Source organism: Qipengyuania sp. B-5 (assembly GCF_056857815.1).
Window position 1 is genome coordinate 24,811 of sequence record NZ_JBSXNU010000041.1, and the last position, 17,150, is coordinate 41,960.

Annotated in this window: 12 protein-coding genes; 2 read left to right on the forward strand and 10 right to left on the reverse strand. The window is 61.2% G+C overall.

Annotation, left to right across the window (positions count from 1 at the left end):
• The first annotated feature begins 73 nt into the window (after positions 1–73).
• Positions 74–778, forward strand: coding sequence for an NAD(P)-dependent oxidoreductase (locus AC13CE_RS06490; protein ID WP_010412754.1), 705 nt, complete (start codon positions 74–76; stop codon positions 776–778).
• Between the two features lie 71 nt (positions 779–849).
• The gene (locus tag AC13CE_RS06495) at positions 850–2,202 is read left to right on the forward strand and encodes an MBL fold metallo-hydrolase (RefSeq protein WP_482971931.1); all 1,353 of its coding nucleotides are present in this window, start codon (positions 850–852) and stop codon (positions 2,200–2,202) included.
• Between the two features lie 11 nt (positions 2,203–2,213).
• Here AC13CE_RS06495 and AC13CE_RS06500 read toward each other — a convergent pair whose 3' ends face one another.
• From AC13CE_RS06500 to AC13CE_RS06545, 10 genes are all read right to left on the reverse strand, one after another.
• Positions 2,214–4,544: a heavy metal translocating P-type ATPase gene (locus AC13CE_RS06500; RefSeq protein WP_482971932.1), complete on the reverse strand. Its 2,331-nt coding sequence runs from the start codon at positions 4,542–4,544 to the stop codon at positions 2,214–2,216.
• 12 nt (positions 4,545–4,556) lie between these two features.
• Entirely contained in the window at positions 4,557–6,101 is a 1,545-nt protein-coding gene (locus tag AC13CE_RS06505) for a multicopper oxidase family protein (protein WP_482971933.1), read from the reverse strand.
• 56 nt (positions 6,102–6,157) lie between these two features.
• Positions 6,158–6,460 (reverse strand): copper-binding protein, encoded by a 303-nt coding sequence (locus AC13CE_RS06510; protein WP_225899968.1) that lies wholly within the window; start codon positions 6,458–6,460, stop codon positions 6,158–6,160.
• 59 nt (positions 6,461–6,519) lie between these two features.
• Positions 6,520–9,687, reverse strand: coding sequence for an efflux RND transporter permease subunit (locus AC13CE_RS06515; RefSeq protein ID WP_482971934.1), 3,168 nt, complete (start codon positions 9,685–9,687; stop codon positions 6,520–6,522).
• Entirely contained in the window at positions 9,684–11,192 is a 1,509-nt protein-coding gene (locus tag AC13CE_RS06520; RefSeq protein ID WP_482971935.1) for an efflux RND transporter periplasmic adaptor subunit, read from the reverse strand. The genes AC13CE_RS06515 and AC13CE_RS06520 overlap by 4 nt, the downstream gene beginning before the upstream one ends.
• A complete protein-coding gene (locus AC13CE_RS06525) occupies positions 11,189–12,424 on the reverse strand; it encodes a TolC family protein (protein ID WP_010412718.1) in 1,236 nt (411 codons plus the stop codon). Before AC13CE_RS06525 ends, AC13CE_RS06520 begins: the two co-directional genes overlap by 4 nt.
• A gap of 123 nt (positions 12,425–12,547) precedes the next feature.
• Positions 12,548–12,958, reverse strand: coding sequence for a hypothetical protein (locus tag AC13CE_RS06530; RefSeq protein ID WP_010412715.1), 411 nt, complete (start codon positions 12,956–12,958; stop codon positions 12,548–12,550).
• Positions 12,959–13,053: 95 nt separating this feature from the next.
• Positions 13,054–13,497 carry a CBS domain-containing protein gene (locus tag AC13CE_RS06535; protein WP_010412712.1) on the reverse strand — a complete coding sequence of 148 codons (444 nt, stop codon included), beginning with the start codon at positions 13,495–13,497 and terminating at the stop codon, positions 13,054–13,056.
• 430 nt (positions 13,498–13,927) lie between these two features.
• Complete coding sequence (locus AC13CE_RS06540) at positions 13,928–15,334, reverse strand: aldehyde dehydrogenase family protein (RefSeq protein WP_010412709.1); 1,407 nt, start codon at positions 15,332–15,334, stop codon at positions 13,928–13,930.
• Positions 15,331–16,971 carry an acetolactate synthase large subunit gene (locus AC13CE_RS06545; RefSeq protein WP_482971936.1) on the reverse strand — a complete coding sequence of 547 codons (1,641 nt, stop codon included), beginning with the start codon at positions 16,969–16,971 and terminating at the stop codon, positions 15,331–15,333. The genes AC13CE_RS06540 and AC13CE_RS06545 overlap by 4 nt, the downstream gene beginning before the upstream one ends.
• Positions 16,972–17,150 lie beyond the last annotated feature (179 nt).

Sequence of the window (17,150 nt, forward strand, 5' to 3'; positions counted from 1 at the left end):
GGGCCGTCGGTTACCCCATGCGCCCGCGCCTCCGCCCTTCGTCGCCCTCACCAGTTTTAACAGGAACAAGCAGATGACCGATACGAGGCCCATCGCTGTCTTCGGCGCAGGCGGGAAGACCGGCACCGAGCTACTGAGGCATGCCCTTGCCCGGGACATACCGATCCGCGCCTTCGAACACACGGTGCCCGGACCAGACGAGCGGGTGGGCGACTTCGAATATATCGAATGCGATGTGCTGTCGGACGATTTCGCTGGCGATCTCGATGGCTGCCGCGCGGTTATCTCGACCCTCGGTGTCGCTTTTGGTCCGGGCAATGCGATCGATCCACCGCCGCTTTATACCGATGGCACGCGCAACCTGCTCGGGGCGATGGCACAGACGAAGATCGACCGCATTGCCGTGATCTCCGCTGCCTTTGTCGAACATCAGTCGAGCGTCCCGGCCTGGTTTGAGCTCACCGCCAAGCCTGCATTGTTCAATATACTCGAGCAGATGCGCGCCATGGAAGCGATGCTCAGCGACGCCCAAGGTATCAAATGGACGGCCGCACGGCCGGGCTGGCTGCTGGATGAGCCTTACACCGGCGATGCCGTCATTACGGACGAACGCTTGGCAGAAGGCTGTTTCCGCTGCCGTCATGCTGATCTAGCGGCGAGCCTGCTTGAATTCGTGTGCGAAGATACCTGGATCAACGCAAAGCCTGCCATCGGCAGGCCCGAAGCCGAACGTTTCGAAAGTCCTGCCGCCATCAAGGCCGAACTCGGGATCGATTAAACGTCGTAACATTTTTCAATCTGTAACGAGCCCGAACGTTACAGACTTTGAGCAACAGACAAGGAAGTCGCATGTTTCTGGAGAAAATCAAAACCCCCGGTCTCTCACACCTTTCCTACATCATCGGCTCGGGCGGAAAGGCAGCGGTCATCGATCCGCGCCGGGACTGCGAGGTCTATGTCGAAAAGGCCCGGGCCGAAGGGCTGGAGATAACGCATATCTTCGAAACCCATCGCAATGAGGATCTGCTCAGCGGCTCGCCGATCTTGGCCAATTTGACAGGAGCCACGGTCTATCACGGGCCCAACGCGGCAGGCGAAGTCATCTTTGCCAGGACCGCGCGCGAAGGCGATTGTTTCGAGCTGGGTCAATTGAAGATCGAAGTGCTTGAAACACCTGGACACACCGACGATCATCTCGCTTTCGTCATCCATGACAGCGAATATTCCGAGGGGCCGGTCGGCGTCTTTACCGGCGATGCCCTGTTCGTCGGCGATGTCGGGCGCACCGATTTCTATCCCGAGCGCAAGGAAGAAGTCGCGGGCCTTCTATTCGACTCCCTGCAGAAACTTTGCCGCCTCGGCGACCAGGCGATCATCTACCCAGCGCATGGTGCGGGCTCGGTCTGCGGATCGGGAATGGCGGACCGGGAATTCTCGACAATCGGCCACGAGCGGCGCAACAACCCGCGCCTGCGCATCTCCGACCGCGACGAGTTCATCAAGGCGAAGGTGGCAGAACAGCACTACCAACCGCCCTATTTCCGGCTGATGGAGCGGCTCAACCTTGAAGGGTCCAAAGCCGCGCCGCGGATTAAGCGGCCAAGGCGCTTGAGGCTGGGAGAGCTTGACGAGATCGAAGCCGATCACCTGATCGATGTGCGCGAGCCGCTCGCCTATGCCGCCGGTCATATGCCGGGTGCCATGTGCCTTCCGGTGGGAATGATACCGGCCTTTGCTGGATGGTTCCTCGGTGAAGGCGACAGGATCGCCCTCGTCGCTTCCGAGGAAGACCAGCTAGCCCAGGCCATGGCCCATCTGCTGCGCATCGGCCTCGATAATGTTGTCGGCGGCTATGTCGGCGTGGTTCCAGCCGCCGCACAGGGCAAAGCGATGCGCAGCATTCCCATGATCGGCACAGAAGAAGTCGCGCGCAAGCTTGATCGGGACAGCGGCGAGTGGACCCTGCTCGACGTGCGCGACGCGGACGAACGACAAGAAGCAAGCATCGACGGCTCAGAACATATCTATGTCGGTGAGCTCAATACGCGGTGGGAAGAGCTTGACCGCGACCGCCATTACACACTGATGTGCGCGAGCGGCATGCGGGCGAGCGTTGCCGCGGGCTGGCTGGCAAGCCAGGGCTTCAAGCGCCTCGACATCTATCTCGGCTCCATGGGGGCATGGAAGAACGCGCATAGCTGAAGTTTGGCCTCTCAGACTTCAAGGCGCAGACCCCGCAGCCGCAGTGCATTGCCAATCACCGATACGGAAGAGAGGCTCATGGCCGCCGCCGCGATCATCGGGCTGAGCAGCACTCCGAAGAAGGGATACAGCACGCCTGCCGCGACCGGAATGCCAAGCGTATTGTAAGCGAAGGCGAAAAACAGGTTCTGCCGGATGTTGCGCATCGTTCCGCGCGATAGCACGATGGCCTGCACCACTCCCGTCAGGTCCCCGCGAACCAGCGTCACACCGGCGCTTTCGATTGCAACATCGGTGCCGGTGCCCATGGCAATGCCGACATCGGCGGCGGCCAGTGCAGGCGCATCGTTGATCCCGTCCCCGGCCATGCCGACGCGGCGACCTTGCGCTTTCAGCTCTTCGATCTTGCGGTGCTTGTCTTCGGGCGAGACATTGGCGTGCACTTCGTCGATTCCCATTTCGCGCGCGACCGCTGCGGCAGTGCCGCGGCTGTCGCCAGTCAGCATAACGACCCGGATTTTGCGCGCGTGCAACGCCGCAATGGTCGCTGCGCTGGTGGGCTTGATCGGATCGGCCACCGCGATGAGCCCTGCCGGACGGCCATCGAATGCCACGAACATCACCGTCTGACCCTGTTTGCGCCCACTCTCGGCCGAGCCCAGCCAGGCCTCGTCATTGATCCCAACGCGCCGCATCATCTTCTCATTGCCGATCGCGACCCGGCGGCCCTGGACATTGGCTTCAACACCTTCCCCGGTCGTCGAAGCGAGATCCGTAGCATTGGCGGGGGAGACGCCGCGCGTCCGTGCACCTTCGACGATTGCGTGGGCCAGCGGATGTTCGCTGCCCATTTCGACGCCTGCAACCGCAGCCAGGAAATCGGCTTCGTCGATACCGATTGCTGGCGTCACCGCCACCAGATCGGGCTTGCCCATTGTCAACGTGCCGGTCTTGTCGACCACCAGCGTATCGATCTTCTCGAGTGTCTCCAGCGCCTCGGCATTGCGGATCAGGATGCCGTGCTGGGCACCCTTGCCGGTGCCGGTCATGATCGACATCGGCGTCGCGAGCCCGAGCGCGCAGGGGCATGCGATGATCAGCACCGCAATGGCATTGACCAGCGCATAGGCAAGCGCTGGTGCGGGACCCCAGATTCCCCAGACCACGAAGGTGACAATGGCTATCACCACCACCGCAGGCACGAACCAGCCCGCTACCTGATCCGCCAGTCGCTGGATCGGTGCGCGGCTGCGCTGTGCCTCGGCCACCATCTGGATGATCTTGGACAGCATCGTGTCCTTGCCCACGCCGGTTGCGCGCATGACGAACCCACCAGTCTGGTTGACTGTGCCGCCAATGACTGTGTCGCCAGCCTGTTTGGCGACCGGCAGCGGTTCGCCGCTGATCATGGATTCATCGATCGCGCTCGATCCCTCCTCGATTTCGCCATCGACGGGAACCTTGTCGCCGGGTCGAACGCGCAGACGATCGCCTGTGGTTAGCTGATCGAGCGGCACCTCGCGCTCGTCGCCTGAGCCAAAGATCTTGACCGCGCTGGGCGGTGCCAGCTCGAGCAGTGCGCGCAAGGCGCTCGAGGTCGAACCCCTGGCCTTGAGCTCGAGGACCTGTCCGAGCAGAACGAGCGTCGTGATGACCGCTGCCGCCTCGAAATAGACCCCGACCCGTCCCGAATGGTCGCGGAACGCTGCAGGGAACAGATCGGGCGCGACCGTCGCCACGACGCTAAAAAGATAGGCGATGGCCACGCCGAACCCGATCAGGGTGAACATGTTGAGATTGCGCGTCTTGAGCGACTGGATGGCCCGAACGAAGAACGGCCAGGCGCCCCATAGAACCACCGGGGTTGCGAGCGCAAATTGCGCCCACTGCGCCCAGGCCGGTTCTATCAGACGGTCGAAACTGAGCCCCGGTGCCATGTCGCTCATCGCATAGACGAACAGAGGCAGCGTGAGCAGCGCGCTCCACCAGAACCTACGCAGCATGTCGACCAGTTCGGGGTCGGGGCCATCGCCCAGCGAAACGGTTTCCGGTTCGAGCGCCATGCCGCAAATCGGGCATGAACCCGGCCCGGGCTGGCGGATTTCAGGGTGCATCGGACAGGTGTAGATCGTGCCTTCGGGCACATCCTCGACCGCGTCGAGATGCGCGCCCGAGAGATAGAGCTCGGGATCGGTGACGAACTTGTCGTGACAGCGCGGCGAACAGAAATAGTGTGTCGCGCCCTCATGCGTCGCGATATGCTGAGCCCCGTCGATTGCAACGCTCATGCCGCATACCGGGTCGATCGCGGTACCCTCGATCACACTCTGGTCCTTGCTCATCGCCTGTCCTTCCTAGCTCTTCACGACTACGAACTGCCCCATCATGCCTGCATCCTCGTGTTCGAGAATGTGGCAGTGATACATGTAGGGCAGGTCTGGGTCGGTGTGTTCTTCAAAACGCAGGAGAAGGCGTACCTGCTCGCGCGGGTTGACGATCACGGTATCCTTCAAACTGGTTTCCAATGGTGGGGGCGCTCGGCCATCGCGGTCGATCACACGAAACTGGACGTTATGGATATGAAACGGGTGGGCCATCATCGAAGCGTTGGCGATCTCCCAGATTTCCCATTGGCCGACTGGCACACGTTCGTTGATCACATTCATGTCCATCGCAGCACCGTTAATGGACATTCCGCCGCCCATCATGCCCATGTCGAGAACGAAACGCCGGGTTCGGACGGCTGACGACGGGTCGGTTGGAGCAAGCGATGCCAGTTGTGTCGGCACCCTGATGCGCTGGGCCGAACTTGCCGGCCTGATATCGAGGATTTGAAACACGTCTGCGGAAGCATCGCCGCTATCGCCGCGCCCCATCATCCCGCCGCCCATCATTCCGCGTCCGCCCATCATGCCCATGGCGTTTTCGGGACTGCTGGCAAGAAGGCGAAGCGGGCGTCCTTCCGAGAGATCGATAATTACCTGCGCGCGCTCCCCCGGGGCGAGCCTGACCGAGCGGACGATGTGCGAACGATCGAGCAAGCCGCCATCGCTCGCGATCAGTTGCATCGAACGATCACCTTCGAGCGAAAAATCGTAGAAGCGAGCGTTCGATCCGTTGAGGATGCGCAGCCGCAATTGGCCTGCCTGTGCGTCGAACACAGAGTTTTTAGTGCCGTTGACGAATATCCGGTTCCCGCGCACGCCCATCATCCGCGTATGCATGCTCAGCGGGTACACCAACCGGCCGGATCCATCGATAACGCGATCCTGAACGACTAGCGGAATATCGTCGACGCCATAGTCGCTCGGCAAGTCGAGGCGCTCTTCCTCGTCATCGCGAACATAGATCGGCGCGGCGAGCCCAGCATAGACCTGCGGCCCGGCTTCGCGCTCCAAATGCGAATGACACCAGTAGAGCGAGGCCCGCTGGCGCACTTCGAAAGAGGGGCTCCAGCGTTCGCCGGGACGGATCAACTGATGCGGCCCGCCGTCGGCTGCGGCAGGAAGTTCGAAACCATGCCAATGGACCGTAGCGCCTTCGGCCAGATTGTTGTCGATATGGAACTGCACCCGCTCGCCCCGGCGCATTTCAAGCGTCGGTCCCAGATAGGGTGCGTCGATGCCGATGGCGGGCGAAGCAACACCGGGGACGAATTCCTTCTGGCCTGGTGTCAAAGACAGGCGGAAAACCCGTGCGCCGTGCTCAATCTCGCCACGCTGCAAGGGCGGTATAGCGAGCGGATTGGACCCGTCAGTGCTGTCCAGCATCGATGCGTCTTGCGCTTTGCATCCCGCAAGCGGGAACGCGGCAAAGCCTGCAGCAGCAAAACCAGCGCTTTTGATCAGTGTGCGGCGGTCCACGGGGAATGCCTGGGTGATGCGCGGTATCCGGATCATGCTCCTCCTGTTTCGCGATGGGCGGCACCAGATTTGCCTGGCACCGCCCAACCGATTTACTCCTTCGTGATCGACGTGATCACACTGCCTTCAGAACCAGTACGAAATTCAAAGGCAATTCCCTCACCGACGCTTACTTCGCTGCGCAATTGCTCATCGGCTTCGAACGCCATCGTCATCGCCGGCCATTCGATCGCTGGGACCGGACCGTGGTCGACGGTTATCGTGCCCGCTTCGGCATCGATGGCGGTGATGGTGCCTTGCGCACTCGCGGTCTGCATTGCGCTGCCGGTGTCCGTCATTGGCATATCTTGGCCGTCCATCATCATTTCATTTTCAGCCATCGGCATGTCGTTCATCTCGGCAGTGTCCTGGCTAGAATCGCAGGCTGCCAGCGCCAGCGGCGCGGCCAATAGGGTTATGAGGGTTGTGTGACGCATTCTTCTTCTCCTTGGGGTTGGGTTGGCCGTTCCGGCCGGGGACGCCGCAGCAACAGATAGGCTGCGGGAAGCACGAACATGGACAGCAGCGGCGCGGTGATCATCCCGCCGATCATCGGCGCGGCGATGCGGCTCATCACTTCGGAGCCAGCCCCAGTGCCGATCAGGATCGGAAACAGGCCGGCGAGGATGACCGCGACGGTCATTGCCTTGGGCCGGACGCGCAGCAATGCCCCTTCACGGATGGCGGCTGAGACTTCCTCCGCATCCGAGTCCTTACCGCGCCGCTCCAGCGCAGCTTTCAGATAGATCAGCATGATGACGCCAAATTCGGCTGACACCCCGGCCAGCGCGATGAAGCCGACGGCGGTCGCGACCGACTGGTTGTATCCCATCAGGTAAAGCAGCCAGAAGCCGCCCGTCAGCGCGAACGGCAAGGTGCCCATGATGAGCAGCGCCTCGTCGAACCGGCGGAAGATCAGGTAAAGCAGCAGGAATATGATCGCGAGCGTAGCCGGAACGACGATCTGCAGACGTTCGTAGGCCCGCGTGAGATATTCAAACTGCCCGGCATAGGACAGGCTGACGCCCGGAGGCAGATCGACCTCGGCCGCGATAACCTCCTGCAGATCGCCAACCACAGAAGACAGATCGCGCCCGCGCACATCGATATAGACATAGCTTGTGGGACGGCCCTGTTCGCTCTTGAGCATGGGCGGGCCGCTGGTCACACGCACCTGCGCAACGGTACCAAGCGTGATCTGCTGACCAGACGGGGTCAGCACCGGCAGATTGCGCAGCTCGTCGACACTGTCGCGGATCTCGCGCGGATAGCGAACATTGATCGGGTATCTTGCGAGGCCTTCGACTGTACGGGCCACATTGGCACCGCCAATTGCGCCGGAGACGATCTGCTGCACGTCGGCGATGTTGAGACCGTAGCGGGCCGCTTCCAGCCGGTCGATATCGACATCGACATAGCGGCCTCCCGACAGCCTTTCAGCCAGCGCAGAACTGACGCCGGGAATGTTCTTTGCCGCCTGTTCGATCTGGAGCGCGACGCGTTCCAGCTCGCCGAGATCTTCGCCCGAAACCTTGACCCCGATCGGGCTCTTGATCCCGGTTGCGAGCATGTCGATCCGGTTGCGGATCGGCGGCACCCAGACATTGGCAAGGCCAGGCACCTGCACGGCGCGGTCCAGTTCCTCGACCAGCATGTCCGGTGTCATGCCCTCGCGCCACTCATCGCGTGGTTTGAAGCGGATGGTCGTCTCAAACATTGTGAGAGGGGCGGGATCGGTGGCGGTATCGGCGCGCCCGGCCTTGCCGAACACGGTTTCGACTTCCGGAACGGTCATGATGAGCCGGTCGGTGCGCTGTAGCAGCGCTGACGCCTCTCCGGGAGACAGTCCAGGAAGGGCGCTGGGCATGTAGAGCAGGTCGCCTTCATCGAGCGGCGGCAGGAATTCGCCGCCAAGACGCGAGAAGGGAACGAGCGTGGTCAGGAAGACCAGCCCGGCGATGGCCAAAGCGGTCTTCGGGCGGCGCATCACCCAGTCTAGCCCGGGTCGATACGCCCGGGTCAGCACGCGATTGACCGGGTTGCTGTCCTCTGCCGGAATCTTTCCGCGCACCAGCCACCCCATCAGCACCGGAACCAGAGTGATCGACAGGATCGCAGCAGCCGCCATGGCATAGGTCTTGGTAAAGGCGAGCGGCGCGAACAGCCGTCCCTCCTGCGCCTGCAAGGTGAAAACCGGCAGAAACGACAAGGTGATGATCAGCAGGCTGAAAAACAGCGCCGGGCCGACTTCCTTCGAGGCATCCGCGACGATCCGCCAGCGCTCCTGGACGGACAGAACCGTGTCAGGGTTCTCCTCGGCCCAGCGCTCCAGATGCTTGTGGGCGTTCTCGATCATCACCACCGCGGCATCGACCATCGCGCCGACCGCGATGGCGATCCCGCCAAGAGACATGATGTTCGCGTTTACGCCCTGAAAGCGCATCACGATGAAGGCCGCGATAACGCCGAGCGGAAGAGTGACGACCGCGACGAGTGCCGATCGCGCGTGCCACAGGAACAGCAGGCACACCAAGGCAACGACAATGAATTCCTCGATCAGCTTGGTGGTCAGGTTTTCGACCGAAGCATCGATCAATTGCGAACGGTCGTAGGTGGTGACGATCTCGACCCCTTCGGGCAGGCTTGCCTGCAATTGTTCGAGCTTCGCTTCGACCGCCGCAATTGCGCTGCGCGCATCGGCGCCCTGGCGCAGAATGACGATACCGCCGGCGACCTCGCCTTCGCCGTTGAGTTCCGCAATGCCGCGGCGCAGCTCCGGGCCGATCTGGATATTGGCCACATCGCCCAGCGTTACCGGAGTGCCGCCCGCTTCGGCGCGCAAGGGTATGCTGCGAAAATCCGCCAGCGTGCCGAGATAGCCCGAAGCACGGACCATATATTCGGCCTCGCCCATTTCGACGATAGAGCCGCCGGTCTCCTGATTGCCTGCCTGCACCGCTCGGACCACTTGCGCGTGCGTCACGCCCAGCGAAGCCATGCGATAGGGGTCGAGCACGATCTGGTACTGCTTGACCATGCCGCCCACGCTGGCGACTTCGGCAATGCCGGGAATGGTTTTCAGCTCGTAGCGCAGGAACCAGTCCTGCAGGCTCCTGAGCCCGGCCAGGTCGTGTCCGCCGCTGCGGTCGACCAGCGCATATTCGTAGATCCAGCCCACCCCGGTAGCATCAGGGCCAAGTGTGCTCTGAACCCCGTCGGGCAAGCGGTTCTGGACCTGGTTCAGATACTCCAGAACGCGAGAGCGCGCCCAGTAGAGGTCGGTCCCGTCCTCGAAGATGACATAGACGTAGCTGTCGCCGAAAAAGGAATAGCCGCGCACGGTCTTGGCGCCGGGGACCGACAGCATGGTGGTCGCCATCGGATAGGTCACCTGGTCCTCGACGATACGGGGTGCCTGACCTGGATAGTTCGAGCGGATCACCACCTGTACATCGGAAAGGTCCGGCAGGGCATCGACGGGCGTTGTCCGTACCGCCCAGAAACCGGCCAGCGCCAACCCTATCGCTGCCAGCACCACGAAAAAGCGATTGGCGATCGAGCTATCAATAATGCGCGCGATCATTGCCCGGTTTTCCGGATCGAGACGATGCGCGGCCCGGAAGTGGCTTGCACAAATGTGAAGGAGACCCGGTCGCCGCGCGCGAAACCGCGCAGCTGTTCCGGTCCTTCGCTGGCAAAGGGCATGGTCATCGCCGGCCATTCGAGCGCAGGCACCGGACCGTGGCGCAAGGTCACGCTGTTGGCGTTTATGCGCTCGATCGTCCCGGTCGCGCGATAAGTCTGCGGTTCATCTGCATCGTCCGACCCTCGGTCTTCGCTCGCACCGGATGGTGCCTGATCGACGGGACGCACGTCGATGCCCGCAAGGCTGGCTTCGGAATCGAGCAGGAACTGGCCCGAGGTGACCACTCTCTCTCCTGCAGCCAGCCCGGCAAGGACTTCGGTCCGTCCGTTCGCTTCGCGGCCGATACGGATTTCGGCGGGCCGATAGCCGCCACCTCCCTGCGCGATCATCGCCAGGGTCCGCTCGCCGGTGCGAATGACAGCTTCCGAAGGGACCAGCAGCGCTTCGCGCCGTTCAGGCGCGAGCATCACTTGGGCAAACATTCCCGGCTTGAGCCGCAGGCCCGGATTGGGCATCGCTGCCCGCACGGTTATCGTGCGGCTCGCATCTTGCGCGCTCGGCAGAATGGCGATGATGCGTCCGGCAAACCGTTCGCCGGGAAAGGCAGTGAGCGTGGCGCTCACCGGCTGCCCGACACGCGCGTTGCCAGCCAGTGCCTCGGGTACCGCCGCCTCGAGCCAGATCGGACTGTACCCGCTGATCTCGGCCAGCGATTGGCCCGCCGCCACGGTCATGCCCGGCCTTACTGCGAGCGACGTGATCGCGCCCGATTGCGGTGCTGTGACGGTGATGATCGTTTGCGGTCTTCCGCTTCGGGTGACCGAGGCGATCATCGAGTCCGGCATGCCAAGCAGCCGCAGGCGCTCGCGGGCGGCCCGGGTCAACGCTTCGTCGCCGGTTGCGGCAACAGCAAGATACTCGTTTTGTGCGCCGCCCCATTCGGGCACAAGAATGTCGACGATCGGAGCGCCTCTGGCAATCAGGTCCTGCGGTGCATGGCCGTAGGTCCGCTGAACATAGCCGCCGGCGCGCGGCTGAACGATCGCCATCTCGCTGCCGTTATATGCGAGCGTGCCGGTGACGCTGATTTCAGGCTCCAGCACGCCATATTCCGCTTCAGCAGTCCGGATCCCGAAATTCTGGACGAGCGTCGAATCGATACTCACACCCCCGGCGCCCTGCGCGTCGCCGCCCGCGCATTTGGGGACCAGCTGCATGTCCATGAAAGGAGATTTGCCCGGCTCGTCGAAGCGCTGGTCAGGGACCATCGGATCGTACCAATAGAGCACGTCCTCGCAGCCCGTATCTGTCGCTGCATCGCCGCCGCTCTCGCTGCCGAGCATTGAGAGACCGTAGCCCGCCAACAGACTGACCAGAGCAATACCAAGTCCAGCCGCATACATGCGCTGGCGCGGTGTGAATCGTTCGAGCGCGGAGTTCATGGCCTGCTCTCCCCGTAGGTCAGTCGCAGCCTCACCGCCGCCTCGACAGCTGCCTGTTCGCGCTCGAGTATCTCCAGTTCGAGCAGCGCGAGCGCGGATTTCGCCGCAATCACATCGACGAGATCGGCACGCCCGGCCGCGAAACTCGCTGTATCGAGGTCCGCGCGGTCGCGCGCCAGCGGAAGAAGCTCGTCACGCGCGCGTCCCCATTGCCGCACTGTGCTGCGCCAGGTTGCCAGATCAGCTTCGAAACCGGCAACCAACGCGCGCCTGCGATCCTCGCGCTCGGCCGATGCGGCAGCGGCTTCGGCTTCGGCAGCGGCAATGCGCGGATTCTGCCGCCGGTCGGTAAAGATCGGCAGTGTAATGGACCCCATGATCGACACCGCATCGCCGAAATCAGGATTGCGGCGACCATAGGTGACGCTCACCCCGAAATCGGGTCGTTTCTCGGCGCGTGCGAGCGCGACACCGGCTTCGGCCCGGCCTCGTTCGGCATCGGCCAGCAGGATTTCGGGATTGCTTTCGAGCTCGAACCGCAGCTGCTCCTCATCGAGGACAGCCGATGGCGCGGCTCCCAAAGCAACCGGATCTGCGAGCGGTATATATCGGGAAATCTGCGCTTGCGCAGTCTCGCGCTCGGCTTCGATAGCGGTAATCGCGTCTTCAATTCCGAGTAGCTCGCGCCGGATTGCCAGGCTCTCCGCCGGGCGGGCCGACCCCGAAGCAACTGCACTGTTGGCAACCGGAACGAATGCTCTCAGGTCGTCCAGCGCAGCCTGGGCAAGATCAAGCCGCGCTTGCGCATAATGGAGCCGGACCCAGGCCGTGCCCGCATCGGCGAGAAGAATACGCTCGGCCATGCCAAGGCGTGCCTCGGCGAGCCGCACTTCCGAACTGGCAACGCCGAACCTCGCCCGTCGACGGGCGAGATTTGGGATTTCCTGCTCGATACCGATTGCGATCTGCGTGGGGAGTTGCCGGTCTGGGTCGAACGCGGCAGGTCCGGTCACAGGAAGGTTCATGATACCTGCGCGTACGCGCGGATCGGGAAGCTCATCCGCCGCTTCCGCTGCCTCGCGCCGCGATTGTACACGCAGCGCGCCAGCTTCCAGAACGGGTTGTTCGCCTCGTGCTACCGCCAGTATTTCCTCGTATCCGACAGACTGTGCTTGGGCAGTCTGCGCGGCGAGCAGGGCCGAAAACGGCACCCAGCCAATGCGCCAATCCATAATTCTTACTCTTTCAAAGCGAGCTGACCGGGAAGGGCCACGGCGCACGCGGGCGAGCAACCGGGCGCTGGGCCTGTTTATCCGTCAAGCTCGCAAGCGGCGCGATGCACCGCCCGGGAAATGCTAGATGGTGAGCTGGGGTTGTGGAGGTGGCGATTCCGGCGGTAGCGGCTGGCTCTCGAGCCTGCTGGCACTCGCGGAAAGGTACTGAGGCGCAACAAAAAGCGATTCTGTTTGCGCAAGTCCCGCAGCGGTGAGCGCCAGCGGCGGGAGACAATTCATAGCAACAAGACAATCGAGTGTCATCTCGCGGCAAGGCCCGTGCTGATCGACCTTGTCCTTATCGGCGATCACCTGCCCGGGCATTGGGTGATTGGGCATGCCTTGCACCATTTCAGCGCAATCAGTCGTTCCGGCCACTTCAATCTGCGGAACAGCTGCCTGTGCTGCGACCTGCACAAACAGGCCGAAGCTGAAGCAGATCAAAGTAAGAGCACGAATATACGTCACCGGTTTGGGATAGTCCGAACGCATACGACGTGCAAGTCGGTTATCAGGCTGAAGACAAAGGCCAGATTTATGTTTTCGCTTCAGCAAACCCGAAGCCCAAACCTATTGCCCAAATTTGCCTAACAGCAACCTGACTTTGACGCTTCCTCGGTGGGTTCCGATACCTCACGCACCAGATCGCCGGTCTCTTTTTCGTTCGCATGCCGAGCAATGTCGGCTTGTGAAACGATGCCGCAACATTTGCCACTCTCGTCCACAACAGGAAGCCGCCGAACTTTGTTGTCCTCCATTTTGCTGCGACAATCATCGACACTCGTGTCGGGTGTCACAGTAATCGGAGAGCTTGTCATCACGTCTTCTACCGACGTGTCAGAAGACTTGCCGTCTGCAACGCAGCGACAAGCAATGTCACGATCGGTAATCACACCGACAAGTGTGCCGGAATCATCTACAACCGGAATTTCGCCGCAGTCGTTTTTCACCATGAGATTAGCGGCCTCCCGTACACTGGTCGAAGGATTGCAGCATGCAGGATTCGAGGTCATCACATTCTTGGCTTCCATGATATGTCTCCAATTTCTATTAAATACCTGAATATTTGCGTACCATTGCAACGGCGAGGCGCCGGATAATGTTCCTCTCGCATTTCCGGATGAAATCGATATGGACGAACGGGCACGGTCATGCCGAACGAAAGCTGTAGAATGGCATTCGCCACCTCATGGAAGGCGCTAGCATCTGAATAGGCCTTACCCAGAAGCCCAGGAATACAGAAGTATGGGTCCGCCGAGAGGCGTGAGGCACAGGCACCGGCCCGCTTCATTGCTCTTCACAGTCTCCGCTGCGATAGCCGCCCTAATGCAAATGTCTGCCCGCTTTATGAAGAATTCGCGGCCATCTCTCGTCTCAGTCTTCATGATGTTGAAGATCGGGTAGCAGCGATAAGTCACTGCTCTTTCAATAGACCGTGTGCGGGACAATCATCGAACGCTCCTATCGATCTGATCGAAAACCACCCTCTGGCCAATTCCAGACGGCCATTTTTTCAAAGCTCATATCCGCCATCGTGTAGGCGATCCCGCCGACACCAAGGCCGGAGCGGCGCAGGCCTGCAAAGGGCATCCAGTCCACGCGGAATGCCGTATGGTCGTTCACCATCACAGCCGATCCAGCCAGAGAGCCGATGCTATGATTGGCGATTGACAGCCGATCGGTGAATACAGCGGCCTGAAAGGCGTAAGGCAGGGCATTGGCCTGCTCGATAGCCAGGTCGATATCGTCATAGCCATACACGCAGATCACGGGGCCGAAGATTTCTTGCCGGGACACATTGGCACTTTCGGGAGGATCGAGAATGACGGTCGGAGAGAAAAGAGTGTCACTCAGACGGCTTCCCCCGCACACCAGGGTGCCGCCTGCTGCGATGGCATCATCGACCCAGCGTTCGACGCGGTCGACTTCCTCCGTCCGGATCAAGGGGCCGCATTGGGTTTCAGCAACGGCGGGATCGCCCACGACGAGCTTTTCGGCAGCTCGCCCTAGGTCATTGGCGAAGTCTTTCAATTCTGCAGCAGGGACGAATACGCGCTGTACGGAAACGCAGACCTGACCCGAATGATAGAACCCGCCTTTGAGCAACGAGGCGATCACTGCTGCGCGCTCCACGCCGCTGTCCACGATTACCGGCGCCGCACCGCCGTGCTCGAGAGCAATGCGGGTTCCCGGCGCCAGCTTCGAGCGAAGCATCCAGCCGATTTTCGCAGAACCGATGAATGAGAAGAACGCCGTGCGCGAATCGGTTACCATTCTTTCGGCGATGTCGTTGCCGCAAGGTGCGAACCGGCACCAGGCCTCAGGCAGGCCGGCTTCATGGAGAATGCTCACGAAGCTCTGGCATGACAGAGGTGTTTCCAGCGCAGGCTTGATAAGAACGGGGCACCCGGCTGCTACCGCCGGTCCAACCTGATGGACGATCAGGTTGAGGGGGTGATTGAATGCCGAGATCGCCACGACAGGACCGATCGGCTCGCGGAATGTATACGCCGTCCTACCCGCACCCGCTTCTGTCAGGTCCATGGGGATCTCGTGGCCCCCGCCATCGCTCAGCGCCTGAACGCACAAGTCGACGCTATTGATCGCGCGACCGGCTTCCACCCGCGCATCGACCAGGGGCTTGCCGCCCTCCCTGACGATCTGGAGAGCCAGTTCTTCGGCTCGTTCGCGCATGATATCCGCCGTTCGCCGGAGGATGGCGATACGCTCATGCACAGCAAGCCAGCAACTGCGTTCGCGGTGGAGCAACTGCGCTTCATTCAGCCATTCATCGATTTGAGCCCAGTCGACAAGCGCCACTTCTGCAATCGGCGAGCGGTCGAAGGGATTGTGAACGATCGTTTTCATAGCTCGCACACCTTCGCGCCGAGTTCGTCGATCAGCACTTTCTTGTTTTCGGAATAGTCGACGGGCAGGTCGACAAGGTGCACGCCGCCAGCCTCGAATGCGGCGTTCAGGACCGCAACCAGATCCGCGCTTCGCTCGACACGGTGGCCGGTCGCTCCATAGCTCTTGGCATAAGTGACAAAGTCGGGATTGGAAAAGGTCAGGCCGTAGTCCGGAAAGCCGAGCTGGCCCTGCTTCCACCGGATCATGCCGTATGCCGCGTCGTTCAGGATGAGCACGACGAGGTTCATGCCAAGCCTGACGGCCGTTTCCAGTTCCTGCGAGTTCATCATGAACCCGCCATCGCCGCACACCGCGAGAACCCTGCGCCCGGGCGTGAGAATCGCCGCCATCATGGCGGATGGAAGGCCCGCGCCCATCGTCGCCAATGCATTGTCGAGCAGAATGGTGCCAGGCTCATGAGCGATGTAGTTTCTAGCGAACCAGATCTTGTAGATGCCGTTGTCGAGCGCGACGATATCATCGCGTGCCATTACGCTGCGAACGTCGGCAACGACGCGTTGGGGAACCATTGGAAAACGGTCGTCGTCGCTGGTTTCGGAAATGTGCGAAGCAATCTCGTGATGCAGGGCGGTGTAGTAGCTGCGATCACACTGCAAGTTGCCATCCAAACGGCTTCCGAGGCGCTCGACCGAACCGGCAATGTCACCGATGACTTCCAGCTGCGGGAAATAGACCTGATCGACTTCGGCCGCCTTGTAATTGATATGAATGACAGTCTGACCGTCCGGCTCCATGAAGAATGGCGGCTTCTCCACCACGTCGTGACCGATATTGACGATCAGATCGGCCTTCTCGATCGCGCAGTGAACATAATCGTCCGAAGATAGGGCCGCGGTGCCCAGATAGAGTTCGCTATCTTCGTCGACCACGCCCTTGCCCATCTGGGTGTCGAAAAAGGGAAAACCGGTATCGGACACGAATTTCCGCAGCGCCTTCGAAGCGCGGCGGCGGTTTGCTCCGGCTCCGATTAGCAGCAGTGGCCGCTCAGCCGCGATGATCCGCTCGGCCGCTTCGTCGAGCGCCGCATCTCCGGCGACCGCATAACGCCTTTGATGCGGCGGTATGACCGGTTCGATCGTTTCCTCTTCAGCAATATCTTCCGGAAGCTCGAGCAGCACAGCGCCCGGTCTTTCTTCCTGAGCAAGTCGGAAACCTTCGCGAACGAGCGAGGGGATGCGATTGCCGTTCACGATCTGGGTCGAAGCCTTGCATAGCGGAGTAAACAGCGAAACAACGTCGACAATTTGGAACTGCGCCTGTTTCGATGTCTTTATCGGTTTCTGCCCGGTGATGATGATGAGCGGAAAGGCCCCGAGCGCGGCATAGGCCGCCGGAGTTGTCAGGTTCGTCGCACCAGGCCCGAGAGTTGCGAGGCAAACCCCCGCCTTGCCGGTCAGACGGCCATAGGTCGCCGCCATAAAGCCCGCACCTTGCTCATGGCGCGTCAATACCAATTCGATTGAGGACGTGCGCAGGGATTCCAGCAGGTCGAGGTTTTCTTCGCCGGGAACGGCAAAGATGTATTCCACCTTTTCAGCCTCTAATGCAGCGATAAACAAGTCAGAGGCTTTCATTTTCGATATTCCCTTTTCAGAAGCATGAATGCCCTACGGCAATGCTTTCTCACTACAACCGCAAAGAGAGTCACAGACGCAAGGAGCCTCGCCTCATTCGCACCATGCCGTTCAGCGAATGTTCTGAAATGCGCGTAGCCGCAAAAAGTATCCTAAAAACATGACCTTTGGATTTGGCA

What these genes read in the sequence shown, in the direction of transcription:
- AC13CE_RS06535 (WP_010412712.1), bottom strand. Translation starts at nt 13,497, where the DNA reads ATGGAAGCCAAGAATGTGATGACCTCGAATCCTGCATGCTGCAATCCT.
- AC13CE_RS06500 (WP_482971932.1), bottom strand. Translation starts at nt 4,544, where the DNA reads ATGAGCAAGGACCAGAGTGTGATCGAGGGTACCGCGATCGACCCGGTA.
- AC13CE_RS06545 (WP_482971936.1), bottom strand. Translation starts at nt 16,971, where the DNA reads ATGAAAGCCTCTGACTTGTTTATCGCTGCATTAGAGGCTGAAAAGGTG.
- AC13CE_RS06525 (WP_010412718.1), bottom strand. Translation starts at nt 12,424, where the DNA reads ATGGATTGGCGCATTGGCTGGGTGCCGTTTTCGGCCCTGCTCGCCGCG.
- AC13CE_RS06505 (WP_482971933.1), bottom strand. Translation starts at nt 6,101, where the DNA reads ATGATCCGGATACCGCGCATCACCCAGGCATTCCCCGTGGACCGCCGC.
- AC13CE_RS06490 (WP_010412754.1), top strand. Translation starts at nt 74, where the DNA reads ATGACCGATACGAGGCCCATCGCTGTCTTCGGCGCAGGCGGGAAGACC.
- AC13CE_RS06540 (WP_010412709.1), bottom strand. Translation starts at nt 15,334, where the DNA reads ATGAAAACGATCGTTCACAATCCCTTCGACCGCTCGCCGATTGCAGAA.
- AC13CE_RS06515 (WP_482971934.1), bottom strand. Translation starts at nt 9,687, where the DNA reads ATGATCGCGCGCATTATTGATAGCTCGATCGCCAATCGCTTTTTCGTG.
- AC13CE_RS06530 (WP_010412715.1), bottom strand. Translation starts at nt 12,958, where the DNA reads ATGCGTTCGGACTATCCCAAACCGGTGACGTATATTCGTGCTCTTACT.
- AC13CE_RS06495 (WP_482971931.1), top strand. Translation starts at nt 850, where the DNA reads ATGTTTCTGGAGAAAATCAAAACCCCCGGTCTCTCACACCTTTCCTAC.
- AC13CE_RS06510 (WP_225899968.1), bottom strand. Translation starts at nt 6,460, where the DNA reads ATGAACGACATGCCGATGGCTGAAAATGAAATGATGATGGACGGCCAA.
- AC13CE_RS06520 (WP_482971935.1), bottom strand. Translation starts at nt 11,192, where the DNA reads ATGAACTCCGCGCTCGAACGATTCACACCGCGCCAGCGCATGTATGCG.